Consider the following 15,232-nt stretch of genomic DNA (forward strand, 5'->3'; position numbering starts at 1 on the left):
GATCTGCGCCGTGCCCGCCTCGGCGTGCTGGGGGGCAGCGGCCTCTACGCCATGGACGGGCTGGAGGACATGCGCGAGATCAGCGTCGAGACGCCCTTCGGCCCCACCTCCGACAGCCTGCGGCTTGGGCGTATCAACGACCTGGAGGTGGTGTTCCTGGCCCGCCATGGACGCCACCACAGCTTCACGCCGAGCGAGGTGCCCTACCGGGCCAACCTCTGGGCCCTGCGCTCGCTGGGCGTGCGCTGGATCCTTTCGGTGTCGGCGGTGGGATCCCTGCAGGAGCAGTTCCGGCCCCTCGACATGATGGTGCCCGATCAGTTCATCGACCGCACCCACCAGCGCCCCCTCACCTTCTTCGGCGAGGGAGTGGTGGCCCATGTGACCGCGGCCGATCCCTTCTGTGGCGCCCTCAGCCGCCTGCTGGCCGATGTGGGCGACAGCCTGATGCCGCCGGGCCGCCACATGCACCGCGGCGGCACCTACCTGTGCATGGAGGGGCCGGCCTTCTCCACCCGGGCCGAGTCCGAGCTCTACCGCAGCTGGGGCTGCGGCGTGATCGGCATGACCAACCACACCGAGGCCCGCCTGGCCCGCGAGGCCGAGATGGCCTACGCCACCCTGGCGATGGTGACCGACTACGACTGCTGGCACCAGGAGCACGCCTCGGTGACGGTGGAGCTGGTGATCGACAACCTGCGCTCCAATGCCGCCCTGGCCCAGCAGATCGTGCGGCTGGCGGCCGAGCGGGTGGGCGAGCTGCGACCCAGCAGCAGCTTTCACCAGGCCCTGCGCCATGCCCTGATGACGCCGGCCGAGCAGGTTCCCGCCGAAACGCGCCGCCGCGTGGACTTATTCACCAGCCCCTACTGGGGGCCGTTCAGCGGCTGATCGCCCCGGCCGCTGCAGGGCCTGCTCAGCCCAACGTGGCGCCCAGGACAGCGAGGGTGCGGCGCAGGCTGGGCCCATGGGCCGCCAGGGCCTCGGCTGCAGCGGCGGCCTCCAGCCCAGCGGCCTGCATCAGCAGGGCCAGCTTCACGGAACCGCCCGAGCGCTCCAGCAGTGGCATGCCTGCGCTGCGCTCCACCCCGGCCAGGTCGCGCAGAATGCGCAGGGCCCGGTCCTCCAGCTTGGCGTTGGTCACCGCCACATCCACCATGCGGTTGCCGTACACCTTGCCCAGGCGCACCATCACGCCGGTGGAGAGGATGTTGAGCGCCATCTTGGTGGCCGTGCCCGCCTTGAGGCGGGTGGAGCCCGCCAGCAGCTCGGGGCCGGTGAGCAGGCGGATGTCGATGCTGCAGGGCATCGGCACCTGGTCGGCGGGCACGCAGGCCATGGCGATGGCCAGGGCGCCGATGGCCGAAGCATGGGCCAGGCCGCCGAGCACATAGGGGGTGGTGCCCCCGGCCGCAATTCCCACCAGGCAGTCGCCGGGCCCGAAGCCCAGGGCCTGCAGATCGCTGCGGCCCGCGTCTTCCAGGTCTTCCAGCCCCTCGGAGCTGCGCAGCAGGGCCGGCGCGCCGCCTGCCAGCACCCCCTGCACCAGCTCCGGCGGGCTGCAGAAGGTGGGCGGGCACTCCGCCGCATCCAGCACCCCCAGCCGTCCGGACGTGCCGGCACCCAGGTAGAAGAGGCGCCCCCCGGCCCGCAACCGGGCGGTGATCGCCTCGATGGCGCTGCTGAGGGCAGCGGCGGCGGCGGCCACCGCCCGCTGGGGTTCGAGGTCGTTGTCGATGAACAGCTCCACGAGCTCGGCGGTGGGGAGCTGATCAAGGCTGGCGCTGAGGGGATTGGCCTGTTCGGTGAGCAGATGGCCCCGATCGGCCCCCGTGGCGGCGGCCGGACTCACAGCAGGCCCTCCAGCTGGCGCCGAAAGGCCTCAAGCTCGGGATCGCCGCTGCTGATCGGTTCGGCCGGGGTCTGCTCACCGGCAGGATCGGCACCTTGCTGGCCGGAGGCTTGGGGGGCCTCCGAGGCGGCCACGGCGCCGGCGGCGGCGGTCTGCTCCTGCCAGGTGGTCACGTCCATGTTGCGCTCCGGCGGCGCGATCAGCAGCCGGTCCTCCGGGCTCTGGGGCAGGAAGCCCACGGGCACGAAGCGGGCCTCATAGCCCGATTCCTGGCAGAACTGCTCCATCTCAGGTCGCTCGAGGGCCTCCACACAGGGCACGGGGAAGTCCTGGGCTTCCAGCAGACCCGCATAGCGCTCGGCGTCATCGCGGGCCTCGAACAGCAGCACCACGGTGCGGCCGTTGATCTCGAGGGAATGGATCCCCTCCTGATCGGTTCCGGGATCGAAGAGCAACACGTGCACCGGCATGGGAGGAGCTGGGAGGAGGGGCGCAGGAGCTCCACTCTCTCATCGCCCGCCTGATTCCTGGGAAGCCTCCTGAGCGGGCTCCTCGGCAGCCTGGTCGGCCAGCTCCTGGAGGCGGCCATAGAGGGACTCTTCGGCATCGGCCAGTTGATCCGGCAGCACGATGCGCACCTCCACCAGCTGGTCGCCCCGCTGGTCGCCCCGCTCCATTCCCCGGCCCCGCAAGCGCAGCAACCGACCACTGGACGAGCAGGGCGGCACCGTGAGTTTCACCGGGCCGCGCAGGGTGGGCACCACCACCACACAGCCCAGGGCCGCTTCGGCGGGGGTGAGATCAAGGCTGTACTGCACCCGCAGGCCATCGATGCGCAACCCCTCCTCCGTGCGCACCCGCAGCTGCAGAAAGTGATCCCCACCGCCGGGGGCGACGCCCTCCAGGCGCAGCCGCCAGCCATCGCCCGCCATGGCCGGTGTCCACACTTCCACGGCGGTGCCGTCGGGCAACTCCAGCTCCACCCGCTCCCCGTGCAGCGCCTGCTCGGGGCTGAGGACCACCGTGCTCTCGGCATCCGTGCTGGCCTGCACCGGAGGCGGCGGGGCTGGCGAAGGCGTCACGGAGCCGCCCGGCCCTCCCCAGTCGCTCACCGGGTCAGCGCTGCCGTCGGCATCGCCTCTGCCGCTGTGGGCATCGAAGCCATCCTCCGCAAATGGCTCCTCCTCGAAGGGTTCCGACGACGTGGCGTCAACACCCGATGCCCCGTCATCGAAGGGAGTGGAGCGAGAGCGCTGCCGCTGCCCGAAGAGCGCCTCGAGGTAAGTCTCGAAACGCGGAAAGCCGCTGGCGAAGGGATCCGTGGGCACCGCCGTTCCGGAGCCTTCGCCTCGCTCCCAGGCCGCTCGGCGGCGGGGGTCGGAGAGCACCGCATAGGCCTCGTTGACCAGCTTGAAGCTCTCCTCGGCGCTGGGGTCGTTGCCGTTGAGATCGGGGTGAAAACGCCTGGCCTGGGCGCGGAAGGCTCGCTTCAGGCTGGGGAGATCGGCACCCGGTTCAAGGCCGAGCACCGCCCAGTAGTCCGATGGGGCCGAGGAACGCACTGCCACAGGAGTCAGCCGTCAGCCCAGGGATCGTCATCGGGCACCCGGGAGACAGGCCTTCCCTGGCGGGAGGCGCCCTGGAAGGAGCCCCGGCCGGTGGGCTCCGCTGGCTCGGCAGGACGCGAGCGGGGCCGGTTCAGCTCGAGGTCTGGATCGTCTGACCGACCACCTCTGGCACCATCCCAGCGATCCTCATCCCAGCGGTCGTCGTCCCTCTGGTCGTCCAGGTCAAGCTGATCAGAGCCTGGGTAGCCCATCGGCTCCTCACCACGGGAGTAGCCCCGATCTCCATAGGCGCTGGCGGCAGAGCTGCGGTCGCCGTAACCGGGCTCGGCGTAGCTGCGGTCGGTGTAGCTGCGGTCGTCGTAGCCGGGTTCGCTGTAGCCGTAGCCCCGATCGCGTTGATTGCGGCCTGGCGAGCCCAGGTTGTCGTAACCACCACGGGAACGGCCGGCGGGCATGGCCCAGGGGTCACTGCCCGGCCGACTCCAGTCATCCCAGTCGTCATCGTCGGCAAACAGCTCATCCTTGAGCGAGCCCAGGGTGTTCTTGAGGCCCTGCAGCGGGCCCTGCTCACTGCGGCGCTCGCTGAGCAGGCGCCGGTTCAGGGCGTACACGGCCTCCTGCAGTTGGCTGACAGCCAGCTCCAGCTCCCCGACATCGCTGCTGCCGCTCTGCTCCAGGGCCATCAGGTCCTGCACGTCGCGCAGAGCCAGCTCCACAGCCCGCTGCTGGCGCTCGGCGCCGTAGGGGCCCAGTTCCACCGAGACATCCCGCAGCCGCCGCTCCGCCTGGGCGATCAGGGTGAGGGCCTTGTTGCGGCGGTCGAGCGCGGAGCGCTTGCGCCTGTCCTCCGCCGCCTTCTCCTCAGCCTCCTGCAGCAGCCGGGCGATCTCCTCCTCGCTGAGGTTGGAGCCTCCCTGGATGCTCACGCTCTGTTGGCGGCCCGTGGTGCGGTCGGTGGCAGACACCTGCAGCAGGCCGTTGGCGTCAATGTCGAACGACACCTGCACCTGGGGCACTCCGCGGGGAGCTGGCGGGATGCCGGAGAGGCGGAAGCGGCCGAGACTCTTGTTGTCGGCGGCCATCTGCCGCTCCCCCTGCAGCACGTGGATCTCCACGGAGTTCTGGTTCGCCTCCGAGGTGCTGAACAGGTCGCTCTTGCGCACCGGGATCGACGTGTTGCGTGGGATCAGCACCTTCATGGCGCCGCCGATCGTCTCCAGACCCAGACCGAGAGGCGTCACGTCGTTGAGCATCAGGTCGCGCAGCTCACCGGTGAGGATGCCGGCCTGCACCGCGGCGCCGATCGCCACCACCTCATCGGGATTCACCGACTGACAGGGCTCCCGCGGCACCAGGGTGCGCACCATCTCCTGCACCATCGGCATGCGGGTGGAACCCCCCACAAGAACCACGTCGTCGATCTCATCGGCCGCCAGGTTGGAATCGCGCAGGGCGCGCTGCACCGGGCGCAGCAGCCGATCCAGCAGATCGGGGCAGAGGGCCTCGAAACGGCGGCGCTCCAGGCTGGTCTCAATGTGCAGCGGGCCGTCGGAGCCCGTGGCGATGAAGGGGAGCGAGATGGGCGTGCTCTGGACCCCACTGAGCTCCATCTTGGCCTTCTCCGCCGCCTCGGTGAGGCGTTGCAGGGCCTGGCGGTCACGGCGCAGGTCGAGGCCGTGCTCCTGCTGGAAGCCATCGGCCAGCCAGTCCACGATGCGGCGGTCCCAGTCGTTACCGCCCAGCTGGGTGTCACCGCTGGTGGCCTTCACATCGAACACCCCCTGGGCGATCCGCAGCACCGACACGTCGAAGGTGCCGCCGCCGAGGTCGAACACCAGCACCCGCTTCACGGCGGAGCGATCGAAGCCGTAGGCCAGCGCCGCTGCCGTGGGCTCGTTCAGGATCCGCTCCACGCTGATGCCCGCCAGGCGGCCGGCGTCGCGGGTGGCCTGGCGCTGGGCGTCATTGAAGTAGGCGGGCACGGTGATCACGGCCGCCTCCACCGGCTCACCGAGGTAGGTGGCGGCATCGTCCACCAGCTTGCGCAGGACGCTGGCCACCAGTTCTTCCGGCGCGTACTCGCGCTCGGTGGCGGGGCACACCACCCGCACGTTGCCCTGGTCGTTGGCGCGGATCGTGTAGGGCACACCCAGGCTCGATTCCTCGAGCTCGTCCCAGCGGCGCCCCACGTAGCGCTTGAGGTTGGCAAAGGTGTTGCGGGGATTGAGCACCAGCTGCCGCCGCGCCAGCTGTCCCACCAGCAGCTCCTGGTCGCGGTTGAAGCCCACCACCGAGGGGGTGGTGCGGCTGCCCTCGGCGCTGGCGATCACCGCCGGACGGCCGCCCTCCAGCACCGCCACCACCGAATTGGTGGTCCCGAGGTCGATGCCGACGATGCGACCCATGAACTGCGCGGCCCCGTCACCCCTGTGGCGCCCCAAAACTACCGGGCTGGCCGGCGTTAATCACGACTTAATGCATCGGCAGGGAGCGCTTCGTACATTCCTGGGGACCGGACCGCCCGTGGACTGACCACAGCGCGCCCGGATCGCCATGACCGCAGCCGTGCCCCCCATAGCCAGCGACGACGCCTTCACGCTGCGCCGCCGACCCCCCTCAGACAAGCTGGTGGACATCGGTTTTCGCCAGCTCACCCTCTGCCTGGCCTCGGTGGTGGCCATTGCCCTGCTGGGCATCTTCATCGTGGTGCTGCGGGGCTCCCAGGACGCCATCCAGGCCTTCGGACTGCGTTTCCTCACCACCTCGGCCTGGGATCCGGTCAACGATCAGTACGGCGCCCTGATCGCCATCTACGGCACGCTGGTGAGCTCGCTGCTGGCCCTGCTGATCGCCGTTCCGCTTGGCGTGGGCACGGCGATCTTCATCACCGAAGATCTGGTGCCGACGTTCGTGCGCAACGCCGTGGGCCTGATGGTGGAGCTCCTGGCCGCCATCCCCTCGGTGGTGCTGGGCCTCTGGGCCATCTTTGTGATGGAGCCGGCGATCCGGCCGGCCCTGAATCTCCTCCACGGCCTGCTGGGCTGGTCGCCGTTGTTCGACACCGTGCCGCGCGGGCCAGGCATGGCGCCGGCGATCCTGATCCTGGTGGTGATGATCCTGCCGATCATCACCTCGATCTCCCGCGATGCCCTCAACCAGGTGCCGGTTGAACTGCGGCAAGGGGCCTACGGCGTGGGCACCACCCGCTGGGGGGCCATCACCAGTGTGATCCTGCCGGCGGCCGTCTCGGCCATCACCGGCGGAGTGATGCTCGCCCTGGGCCGGGCCATGGGCGAAACCATGGCCGTGACCATGATCATCGGCAATGCCCTCAACTTCAGCTTTTCCCTGTTGGCTCCAGGCAACACGATTGCCGCAATGCTCGCCAACCAGTTCGGGGAGGCCAGCGGCATCCAGGTGTCGGCGCTGATGTATGCGGCCCTGGTGCTGATGGTGCTCACCTTCCTCGTCAACGTGTTGGCCCAGTGGCTGGTGCGTCGTCTCAGCCTCCGCTACTGAATTCCCACCCATGGCGACCATCTCCACCGCCCGCGACGAACGCGAGCTCACAGAGAGCCTTTTTGCGAGGCGGCCTCTCACTTTCGATCGCTCCCTGAAGCGCAACAGGATCAACCGGCTGTGCACCGGCATCGCCGGATTGTTTGCCGTGACTGCGGTGCTCCCCCTGTTCCTGGTGATCCTCTACGTGCTCCTGCAGGGCGGCCGGCTGATCAGCTTCAGCATGTTCACCGAGCTGCCGCCCGCTCCTGGCCTGGACGGCGGCGGCATCGGCAATGCCATCCTGGGCACCATGCTGGTGACCCTGATCGCCTCCCTGATCGCGGTGCCGATCGGTGTTGGCGGTGGCATCTACCTCACGGAATATTCCCAGAGAGGCTGGTTTGCCAAGTTCGTGAGCTTCGGCAACGACGTGCTGGCCGGCGTGCCCTCAATCATCTGCGGCGTGTTCGTCTACGGCATCGTGGTGGCCACCCGCATCTTCTTTGATCAGAGCTACAGCGCCATGGCCGGTGGCATCGCCCTTGCCACCCTGATGTTGCCCACGGTGATCAAAACCACCGATGAGGGCCTCAAACTCGTGCCCCAGGAACTGCGCTGGGGGGCCTACGGCGTGGGGGCCTCCAAATTTGTGACGGTGATGCGCATCACCCTGCCGGCGGCGTTCACGCCCATCGCCACAGGCGTGGTGCTCGGCATTGCCCGGGCCGCCGGGGAAACCGCCCCGCTGATCTTCACGGCCCTGTTCTCACCCTTCTGGCCGGAGGGGGTGTTCAACCCGATTGCCACCATGTCGGTGTTGATCTTCAACTTCGCGATCATGCCCTACGAGGCCCAGAACGAACTGGCCTGGGCGGCCTCCTTCGTGCTGGTGATGATGATTCTCGTGGCCAATCTGCTGGCCCGCTGGATCGCCAGTTTCTCTCGCGCCTGAGCGCCACCTGGTTCTTCCCTGCACCTCCACCACCATGACCACCGCCAGCACGATCAGCATGTCCCACACTCCGGCCTCCGCTCCCGACACCTGCCTGGCCCTGGAGAACGTGACCATCTCCTACGGCAGCTTCGAGGCGGTGAAGAACGTCTACATGGACATTCCACGCGGCAAGGTGACGGCCTTCATCGGCCCTTCCGGCTGCGGCAAATCCACGGTGCTGCGGGCCCTCAACCGCATGAACGACCTGATCCCCGGCTGCCACCTCAAGGGCCGCGTGGTGTTCGACGGACATGACATCTACGCCCCCAACGTGGATGCGGTGGAGGTGCGTCGGCGCATCGGCATGGTGTTCCAGAAACCCAACCCCTTTCCCAAGACGATCTACGAAAACATCGCCTTTGGAGCCCGCATCAACGGCTACCGGGGCGACATGGATGAACTGGTGGAGCGCTCCCTGCGCAAGGCAGCGGTATGGGATGAGTGCAAGGACAAATTGAAAGCGAGTGGTCTGGCCCTCTCCGGCGGCCAGCAACAGCGCCTCTGCATCGCCCGGGCCATCGCCACCGAGCCGGAAGTGATCCTGATGGATGAACCCTGCTCCGCCCTTGACCCGATCTCCACCCTCAAGATCGAGGAGACGATGCATGAGCTCAAGCACAGTTTCACGATCGTGATCGTGACCCACAACATGCAGCAGGCCGTGCGGGTGGCGGACCTCACCGCCTTCTACAACGCCGAGGCGGTTTCAGGTGGCTCCGGCAAGGTGGGCTATCTGGTGGAGTTCAGCGAAACCGAAAAGATCTTCAACAATCCAGCCCAACAATCCACGCAGGACTACGTCACCGGCCGCTTCGGCTGAAGCCAGCCGTTTGGCGAGCATGAAAAAGCCAGCACAAAGGCTGGCGGGGAAGCGGAGAGGGAGGGATTCGAACCCTCGATAGAGTTGCCCCTATACAGCATTTCCAGTGCTGCGCCTTCGACCACTCGGCCACCTCTCCAGCGGCTAAATGGGGCACTCAGGTGGCAATGTAGCAGCATGACCACGACCTACCCGATCACTGTCCACTGGCGCCAGAGCGGACGCACCATCCGCCATCAGGTGCCGGAGGGGGCCTACATCCTGCGCAGTTTTGAGGAGCAGGGTGATCCGCTGCCATTCAGCTGCCGCAACGGCTGTTGCACCGCCTGTGCCGTGCGGGTGCTCAACGGCCAGATCGACCACCGCGAAGCCCTAGGCCTGTCGCGCGAACTGCGCGAGCGCGGCTACGGCCTGCTCTGCGTGGCCCGGGCCATCGGCCCCCTGGAGGTGGAAACCCAGGATGAGGATGAGGTCTACGACCTCCAGTTCGGCCGCCACTTCGGCCGCGGTCAGGTGCGCCCCGGCCTGCCCCTGGAGGAGGAATGAGCGGCCCCGCAGCGGCCTCCGATCGGGCCCTGGTCGAGTCGGGACTGACGCCCTCCGAGCGGGACAACCTGGTGGCGGTGGCCCGGCGGGCTGCCGAGGCCGGTGGCGCCCTGTTGAGCGAGAAGTACGGCCGCGTGCGGCAGGTGCGGGAAAAGGGTCGCTGTGGCGATCTGGTCACGGAGGCGGACCTGGCCGCCGAGGCCGCCGTGCTGGCCCTGCTGCAGCGGGAAACGCCTGAGTTCGGGGTGCTGGCCGAGGAGAGCGGCCGCCGCAGTGGCCAGGGCTGCTTCGAGTGGTGCGTCGACCCCCTCGACGGCACCACCAACTTCGCGCATGGTTATCCGTTCTTCGGCACTTCAGTGGGGCTGTGCTGGCAGGGCACACCCCTGCTCGGCGCCCTGGCGGTGCCGGCTCTGCAGGAGCTCTACTGGGCCGCGCCGGGCCTGGGCAGCTGGTGCGACGACCAGCGCCTGGGCTCCAGTCAGCGGCTGCAGGTGAGCGACTGCGCGCGCCTCCAGGACGCCCTGCTGGTGACCGGCTTCGCCTACGACCGCTTCCAGCGGCTCGACAACAATTACGCCGAGTTCGCCCACTTCACCCACCGCACCCATGGGGTGAGACGCGGCGGGGCCGCCGCGGTGGACCTGGCCTTCGTGGCCGCCGGCCGCCTGGATGGCTACTGGGAACGGGGCCTCTCCCCCTGGGACCTGGCCGCCGGCGTGGTGCTGGTGGAGCAGGCCGGCGGGCGGGTGAGCAGCTACGGCGGCGGGCCCCTGGTGCTGGAGCAGGGCCGGCTGATCGCCTGTGCTCCAGCCCTGCAGCCAGCCCTGATTGAGGGCCTGGCCGCCTGTCGGCCCCTGGCCGGCGCCAGCTTCGGAGCTCCGGAGCTGGATGGGGCCGCCGCCCAGGCCGCTCCATAGGATCGGGCGGCGTTCCAACCGCCTGCCTCCATGGCCCTGCAACCCGCCGCCGGCGCCCGGGATCTCAACCCGCGCCAGGTGGAGCGCAACCGACGCATCTGTGCCGATCTGGCGGCGATCTACCGGCTGTGGGGCTACCAGGAAGTGGCGCCGCCCGGCTTCGAGCGGCTCGACACCCTGGCCGCAGGCGGGGGCATTGATGGCCGCGAGTTGGTGCGCCTCGCCGCCGACGAGCCGCTCGGGCTGCGGCCTGAGTTCACCGCCTCGATCGCCCGGGCCGCCGGCACCCGCATGGCCGAGCGCCCCAGGCCCCTGCGCCTCTGGACCGAGGGCAGCACCTTCCGCAGCAGCGTGGGCGATTCCGGCCTGCAGCGCATCCACGAGCAGCTGCAGAGCGGCGTGGAGCTGCTGGGAGAAGCGTCGGCGGCAGCCGATGCCGAACTCACCCGGCTGCTGCTGGCGGCAGCCGGCAACCTCGGTCTGCGCCCGGAGCACAGTCCGAGGCTGCTGGTGGGGCATCACGGCGTGCTCGGCGCCCTGCTGCAACAACTGCCCGCCGCCCAGCGGGCAGCCGCCCGCGCCGCCCTCACCAGCTTCGATCCGATCGCCCTGGAGCAGCTCCAGCTGCAGGGCACCGATCGTCAGCGGCTCAGCGCCCTGATGCGGCTGCGGGGCGAGGCCTCCCAGGTGCTGTATCAACTGGAGCAGTGGCTGGGTCCGATCCCCTTGCTCGAAGAGCTCAGCCACACCCTGGCGGTGGTCACCCCGGCGGCGCAGCGGCTCGGGGTGGAGGTGCAGCTCGATCCCACCTACCAGCCCCACTTCGCTCTCTACGACGGGCTGGTGCTGAAGCTGGTGTGCCAGGGACCTGACGCCCCGGTGGCGATCGCCGGTGGCGGCCGCTACGACGCCCTGGTGGGGCGCTTCAGCGGCGAGGGCCAGGCCGCCGCAGGCGTGGGCTTCGCCTTCCATGTGGAGGCCGTGCGCGAGCTGCTGGCCACGGGGGCGGGCAGCAGCGCCTTGAGCGAGCCCGGCAGCGGCCCCGAGCTGGTGGCCTATGGCGCCCCGCAGCAGCTGGCCCAGGCCCTCGACAGCCTCGAAGCCCTGCACCGCAGCGCCATCAGGGCCGAACTGCTGCCGAGTCCATTCAGCAGCCACGCCGCCGCTGAGGCGGTCGCCCGCGAGCGGGCCTGCTCCAAACTGCACTGGCTGGCTCCCTAGGATCCGCCTCAGTCACGCCTGTCCTGATGGCCCACACAATCGTCACCAACGTCTGTGAAGGGGTGGCCGATTGCGTCGATGCCTGTCCGGTGGCCTGCATCCACCCCGGCAAGAGCGCCAACAGCAAGGGCACCGGCTTCTACTGGATCGACTTCGACACCTGCATCGACTGCGGCATCTGCCTGCAGGTGTGTCCTGTCAACGGCGCCATCCTGCCCGAGGAGAAGCCGGGGTTGCAGCAGGGCGGCTTCCAGTAGGTTTCAGGCTCCGAATCCTTTTTTATGTCCTGGATTGGCGGGAGCCTTGCGATGCTCTCCACCCTCTCGATCACGGCTGTGGCGGGGCTCAGCCCGGCCCAGGCCAGCTGCCGGTTCCTGGTGCCCCTGGGTGGGGGCGGCGATCCGGTGGTGGCCAAACAGATCGGTCCTGACCGGGCCCTGGGCCGCACCAACTGGAACACCGATTTCGTTGTGGATCGCGACTACAAGAGCTACCGCTTCTTCTTCACCTCCGCCTCCACGGAGCGGGCCCTGTTCCCGATTGCGGGTTTCATGGTGTTCACCGATGGGGCCAACCTGCAGGTGATCAATGAAACGCCCACGTTCAATCCAGGCGAGGGCCGCGAGTTCGGCCCCTTCAAGGCCGTGCCGGGCCGGCGCAGCCGGCTGATGAACTTCCGTGTGGGCTCCAGCAACCACCCAGGCTCCCTGGGCTTCAGCTATCGGATTTCCGTGAAGGGCTGTGAGTAGGGGGCGTCGCCAGGGACAGGCTGGGTGAGTCGTCCAGGCGTCAGACGCTTCTGGTCGTGGTTGAGCACCTGGCTGGTGCTGGCGGTGCTGGCCTCGGCGCTGCTGACGGGCTCGGAGCCCCTGCGCCAGGAGCCGGCGGGCACGCCGCCACCACTGCGCCGGGAGCTGCGCAAGTTCTGAGTGGGGCCGGCAGGTCCGCAGCAGACTGGCTCCCCAGTCGGCTCGGACATCTGTGGTCTTCAATCAGCAGTCCCTCGATCGGATCGGCCGCTTCGGGATCCGTGCTCTGCGCATCGTGGCCAGCACCATTGCCATCGTCGCCGCGGTGCGGGGCGACTGGGGCACCGGCGTCAGCGGCGTCCTGGCCTGGCTGCTGTTCGTGCAGGTGGAGCGCAACCTGCCTGCGGCTGCCGAGGTTGACAGCGACAGCGGACCCCGCTAGTACGTGTGTACTTGCTTCATGATCCATGGCAGTCGCCTCCCCCTATGCCGTCTTTCGGGCCTCCGATGCGCCCAGGTTCACTGCGGCTCAGCCGTATGGCCAGCTGCTGGGAGCACAAGCCTGCAGACGGTTCAGCTCTGGCGGCAGCATCCCTGGGGGCGCCAGATCCTCCCTGGAGCAGCCCCGCTGGGAGAGGCTGATCCAGGGTGAGCTGTTCGCCCCTGACCCGCGTCCCTAGGGGTGGCAGGCGTGCGGGTCGGTTTCCTGCCCATGGCGCCCCCTTGGCGAGACGCCGTGCAGCGATGGATCCTGAAGGTCACGACCTTGCCATTGGGACTGTGCTTCAAGCCGAACAGGGCCAGATCCAGATCCATACCGAGAACATCTTCCCGATCATCAAGAAGGCCGTCTACAGCGGCCATGAGGTGTTCCTGCGGGAACTGGTGAGCAATGGCGTGGATGCCATCAGCAAGCGCCGCATGGCCGCCATGGCCGGCGACTGCAGCGAGGGCGAGGAGGGCAGGATCCAGATCCGCATCGACCGCGAGGCCAAGACCCTCACCATCTCGGATAACGGCATCGGCATGAGCGCCGACGAGGTGAAGCGCTACATCAACCAGGTGGCCTTCTCCAGCGCCGAAGACTTCCTCGAGAAATACAAGAACGAGGGTGATGCCATCATCGGCCACTTCGGCCTGGGCTTCTACTCCAGCTTCATGGTGGCCAGCCAGGTGGAGCTGGTGACCCTCAGCGCGCGGGAGGGCAGTGAGGCGGTGCGCTGGAGCTGCGATGGCTCCCCCAACTTCAGCCTGGAGGCCTCAGAGCGCAGCGAGCCAGGCACCGATGTGATCCTGCATCTGATGGAGGAGGAACTCGAGTACATCGAGCCCTCCCGCATCCGCACCCTGATCACCACCTACTGCGACTTCATGCCCGTGGCGGTGCAGCTGGAGGGTGAAACCGTCAACAAGCGGGAGGCTCCCTGGCGCAAGAGCGCCCGCGAGCTCAGCGACGATGACTACATCGAGCTCTACCGCTACCTCTACCCCTTCCAGGGCGACCCCCTGCTGTGGGTGCACCTCAACACCGATTACCCCTACACCCTGCAGGGCATCCTCTACTTCCCGAAGTCCAGCGGCCGGGCCGACTGGGAGAAGGGCGAGATCAAGCTCTACTGCAACCAGGTGTTCGTGAGCGATTCGATCAAGGAGGTGGTGCCTCGCTATCTGCTGCCCCTGCGCGGCGTGATTGACTCGCCGGACATCCCCCTCAATGTGAGCCGTTCGGCCCTGCAGACCGATCGTCGTGTGCGCTCAATCGGTGGCTTCGTGGCCAAGAAGGTGGGCGATCGCCTCAAGGAGCTGCACCGCGACGACCCCAGGCGCTATGCCGAGATCTGGGAGTCCGTGGCTCCCTTCATCAAGATCGGCGCCATGGAAGACGACAAGTTCGCCGACCAAGTGGCGGATCTGGTGCTGTTCGGCACCACGGCTGCAGCCGCTGCCGGTGAACCCGACGGCGAAGCCACCGAGGGCAGCAGCCTCGATCCGATCCCGGCTGAGGGCGGCAAGGCCTTCACGACCCTGCTGGGCTACCGCGGCCGCCTCAGCGGGGATCACGACAAGCGTGTGCTCTATTGCACCGACGAGGCGGGCCAGGCGGGCCCCCTGGCCCTGTGGAAGAGCCAGGACGCCGAAGTGCTGCTGGCCGACACCTTCATTGACACCCAGTTCATCCCCTGGCTGGAGATGCGCCACGAGGACCTCAAGTTCCAGCGGGTCGATGCCGAGCTGGATGACTCCCTGCAGGAGAAAGAGAGCGAACTGGCCGATGCCGAGGGCAAGGACAGCTCGGAGAAGTTGCGGGAACTGTTCAAGAGCGCCCTCAACGACGACCGGGTGACCCTCCAGATCCAGGCCCTCAAGGGCGACAACGCCCCCGCCGCCCTGATCCTGCTGCCGGAGCAGATGCGCCGCATCAACGACATGGGCGCCCTGATGGAGCAGCGCCTGCCGGGCCTGCCCGATCACCACGTGCTGCTGATCAACCGCCGGCACCGGTTGGTGGAAGGACTGCTGAAGCTCAGCGCCGGCTCAGTGATCACCGGTTCGGGCAGCTCCCCCAGCCAGGAGCTGGCCAGCGCCCTCAGCGCCCACCTCTACGAGATGGCCCGCCTGGCGGTGGGCGGCCTCGAGCCCAACCAGCTGGCCGGCTTCCAGCAACGCAGCGCCGACCTGATGGGTCAGCTGATGGAGCGCGGCCTCTGAGCCCCTGCGGAGATGGCACTCAAGGCCTCGACTCTTTGGTAAAGTCTCCGCTTGGGCTGATGCCCAGAAGTTGTTCTGAACGGTTGTAGCTCATGTCCCGGGTCTGCCAGCTCACCGGCAAGCGCGCCAACAACGGCATGGCCGTCTCGCACTCCCACGTGCGCACCAAGAAGCTCCAGCAGGTGAATCTCCAGGAGCGCCGCCTCTGGTGGGCTGAGGGGAAGCGCTTCGTGAAGCTGCGGGTGTCCACCAAAGCCCTCAAGACCATTCAGAAGAAAGGCCTCGGTGCCTACGCCAAGGAACTGGGTGTGAACCTGGCCAAGCTCTGAGCACGTGCTGCCCTCCTGACTCC

The 15,232-nt window shown here is 68.2% G+C and carries 16 protein-coding genes and 1 tRNA gene; 12 read left to right on the forward strand and 5 right to left on the reverse strand.

The window, feature by feature from the left end; translation table 11 throughout:
* On the forward strand, positions 1–891 hold an 891-nt coding region (gene mtnP / locus IQ216_RS00340), incomplete at its 5' end, for an S-methyl-5'-thioadenosine phosphorylase (protein WP_228006949.1).
* A 25-nt stretch (positions 892–916) separates the two neighbouring features.
* Here the strand turns inward: mtnP and murQ are convergent.
* From murQ to dnaK, 4 genes are read right to left on the reverse strand one after another with little or no spacing between them, the layout of a single operon-like run.
* Positions 917–1,852, reverse strand: coding sequence for an N-acetylmuramic acid 6-phosphate etherase (gene murQ, locus IQ216_RS00345; protein WP_193813837.1), 936 nt, complete (start codon positions 1,850–1,852; stop codon positions 917–919).
* The gene (locus tag IQ216_RS00350; RefSeq protein ID WP_193813838.1) at positions 1,849–2,322 is read right to left on the reverse strand and encodes a DUF3110 domain-containing protein; all 474 of its coding nucleotides are present in this window, start codon (positions 2,320–2,322) and stop codon (positions 1,849–1,851) included. Before IQ216_RS00350 ends, murQ begins: the two co-directional genes overlap by 4 nt.
* 39 nt (positions 2,323–2,361) lie before the next feature.
* Positions 2,362–3,414 (reverse strand): DnaJ C-terminal domain-containing protein, encoded by a 1,053-nt coding sequence (locus tag IQ216_RS00355; protein WP_193813871.1) that lies wholly within the window; start codon positions 3,412–3,414, stop codon positions 2,362–2,364.
* 11 nt (positions 3,415–3,425) lie between these two features.
* Positions 3,426–5,825 (reverse strand): molecular chaperone DnaK, encoded by a 2,400-nt coding sequence (dnaK, locus tag IQ216_RS00360; protein WP_193813839.1) that lies wholly within the window; start codon positions 5,823–5,825, stop codon positions 3,426–3,428.
* A 148-nt stretch (positions 5,826–5,973) separates the two neighbouring features.
* On the opposite strand from dnaK, the gene pstC reads away from it, so the two are divergent.
* Genes pstC through pstB form a run of 3 tightly spaced genes read left to right on the forward strand, consistent with a single transcriptional unit; the run spans position 5,974 to position 8,735 of the window.
* Positions 5,974–6,939, forward strand: a complete 966-nt coding sequence (gene pstC / locus IQ216_RS00365) for a phosphate ABC transporter permease subunit PstC (RefSeq protein ID WP_193813840.1) — start codon at positions 5,974–5,976, stop codon at positions 6,937–6,939.
* 10 nt (positions 6,940–6,949) lie between these two features.
* Positions 6,950–7,873: a phosphate ABC transporter permease PstA gene (gene pstA, locus IQ216_RS00370; protein ID WP_193813841.1), complete on the forward strand. Its 924-nt coding sequence runs from the start codon at positions 6,950–6,952 to the stop codon at positions 7,871–7,873.
* A gap of 58 nt (positions 7,874–7,931) precedes the next feature.
* Positions 7,932–8,735, forward strand: coding sequence for a phosphate ABC transporter ATP-binding protein PstB (pstB, locus tag IQ216_RS00375; protein ID WP_193813873.1), 804 nt, complete (start codon positions 7,932–7,934; stop codon positions 8,733–8,735).
* A 52-nt stretch (positions 8,736–8,787) separates the two neighbouring features.
* Here pstB and IQ216_RS00380 read toward each other — a convergent pair.
* Positions 8,788–8,874, reverse strand: a tRNA-Ser gene (locus IQ216_RS00380).
* Between the two features lie 38 nt (positions 8,875–8,912).
* Between IQ216_RS00380 and IQ216_RS00385 the strand changes: the two genes are divergently transcribed.
* The 8 genes from IQ216_RS00385 (at position 8,913) to rpmB (ending at position 15,209) form a co-directional block, all read left to right on the forward strand.
* Entirely contained in the window at positions 8,913–9,281 is a 369-nt protein-coding gene (locus IQ216_RS00385) for a 2Fe-2S iron-sulfur cluster binding domain-containing protein (protein ID WP_193813842.1), read from the forward strand.
* A complete protein-coding gene (locus IQ216_RS00390) occupies positions 9,278–10,201 on the forward strand; it encodes an inositol monophosphatase family protein (RefSeq protein WP_193813843.1) in 924 nt (307 codons plus the stop codon). The genes IQ216_RS00385 and IQ216_RS00390 overlap by 4 nt, the downstream gene beginning before the upstream one ends.
* 30 nt (positions 10,202–10,231) lie before the next feature.
* Positions 10,232–11,422, forward strand: coding sequence for an ATP phosphoribosyltransferase regulatory subunit (locus tag IQ216_RS00395; protein ID WP_193813844.1), 1,191 nt, complete (start codon positions 10,232–10,234; stop codon positions 11,420–11,422).
* Between the two features lie 26 nt (positions 11,423–11,448).
* The gene (locus IQ216_RS00400) at positions 11,449–11,679 is read left to right on the forward strand and encodes a ferredoxin family protein (protein ID WP_186699579.1); all 231 of its coding nucleotides are present in this window, start codon (positions 11,449–11,451) and stop codon (positions 11,677–11,679) included.
* Between the two features lie 24 nt (positions 11,680–11,703).
* Entirely contained in the window at positions 11,704–12,171 is a 468-nt protein-coding gene (locus tag IQ216_RS00405) for a hypothetical protein (protein WP_228006950.1), read from the forward strand.
* Positions 12,172–12,403: 232 nt separating this feature from the next.
* Entirely contained in the window at positions 12,404–12,613 is a 210-nt protein-coding gene (locus tag IQ216_RS00410; RefSeq protein ID WP_193813845.1) for a hypothetical protein, read from the forward strand.
* A 302-nt stretch (positions 12,614–12,915) separates the two neighbouring features.
* Entirely contained in the window at positions 12,916–14,880 is a 1,965-nt protein-coding gene (gene htpG, locus IQ216_RS00415; RefSeq protein WP_193813846.1) for a molecular chaperone HtpG, read from the forward strand.
* Between the two features lie 92 nt (positions 14,881–14,972).
* Entirely contained in the window at positions 14,973–15,209 is a 237-nt protein-coding gene (gene rpmB / locus IQ216_RS00420) for a 50S ribosomal protein L28 (RefSeq protein ID WP_186699574.1), read from the forward strand.
* Positions 15,210–15,232: the final 23 nt, after the last annotated feature.

Source organism: Cyanobium sp. LEGE 06143 (assembly GCF_015207535.1).
Lineage (GTDB): Bacteria > Cyanobacteriota > Cyanobacteriia > PCC-6307 > Cyanobiaceae > NIES-981.

Excerpts from the sequence above, each read along its gene's own strand:
- IQ216_RS00350 (WP_193813838.1), bottom strand. The coding sequence starts at position 2,322 with ATGCCGGTGCACGTGTTGCTCTTCGATCCCGGAACCGATCAGGAGGGG.
- dnaK (WP_193813839.1), bottom strand. The coding sequence starts at position 5,825 with ATGGGTCGCATCGTCGGCATCGACCTCGGGACCACCAATTCGGTGGTG.
- pstC (WP_193813840.1), top strand. The coding sequence starts at position 5,974 with ATGACCGCAGCCGTGCCCCCCATAGCCAGCGACGACGCCTTCACGCTG.
- pstA (WP_193813841.1), top strand. The coding sequence starts at position 6,950 with ATGGCGACCATCTCCACCGCCCGCGACGAACGCGAGCTCACAGAGAGC.
- pstB (WP_193813873.1), top strand. The coding sequence starts at position 7,932 with ATGTCCCACACTCCGGCCTCCGCTCCCGACACCTGCCTGGCCCTGGAG.
- IQ216_RS00385 (WP_193813842.1), top strand. The coding sequence starts at position 8,913 with ATGACCACGACCTACCCGATCACTGTCCACTGGCGCCAGAGCGGACGC.
- IQ216_RS00390 (WP_193813843.1), top strand. The coding sequence starts at position 9,278 with ATGAGCGGCCCCGCAGCGGCCTCCGATCGGGCCCTGGTCGAGTCGGGA.
- IQ216_RS00395 (WP_193813844.1), top strand. The coding sequence starts at position 10,232 with ATGGCCCTGCAACCCGCCGCCGGCGCCCGGGATCTCAACCCGCGCCAG.
- IQ216_RS00400 (WP_186699579.1), top strand. The coding sequence starts at position 11,449 with ATGGCCCACACAATCGTCACCAACGTCTGTGAAGGGGTGGCCGATTGC.
- IQ216_RS00405 (WP_228006950.1), top strand. The coding sequence starts at position 11,704 with ATGTCCTGGATTGGCGGGAGCCTTGCGATGCTCTCCACCCTCTCGATC.
- htpG (WP_193813846.1), top strand. The coding sequence starts at position 12,916 with ATGGATCCTGAAGGTCACGACCTTGCCATTGGGACTGTGCTTCAAGCC.
- rpmB (WP_186699574.1), top strand. The coding sequence starts at position 14,973 with ATGTCCCGGGTCTGCCAGCTCACCGGCAAGCGCGCCAACAACGGCATG.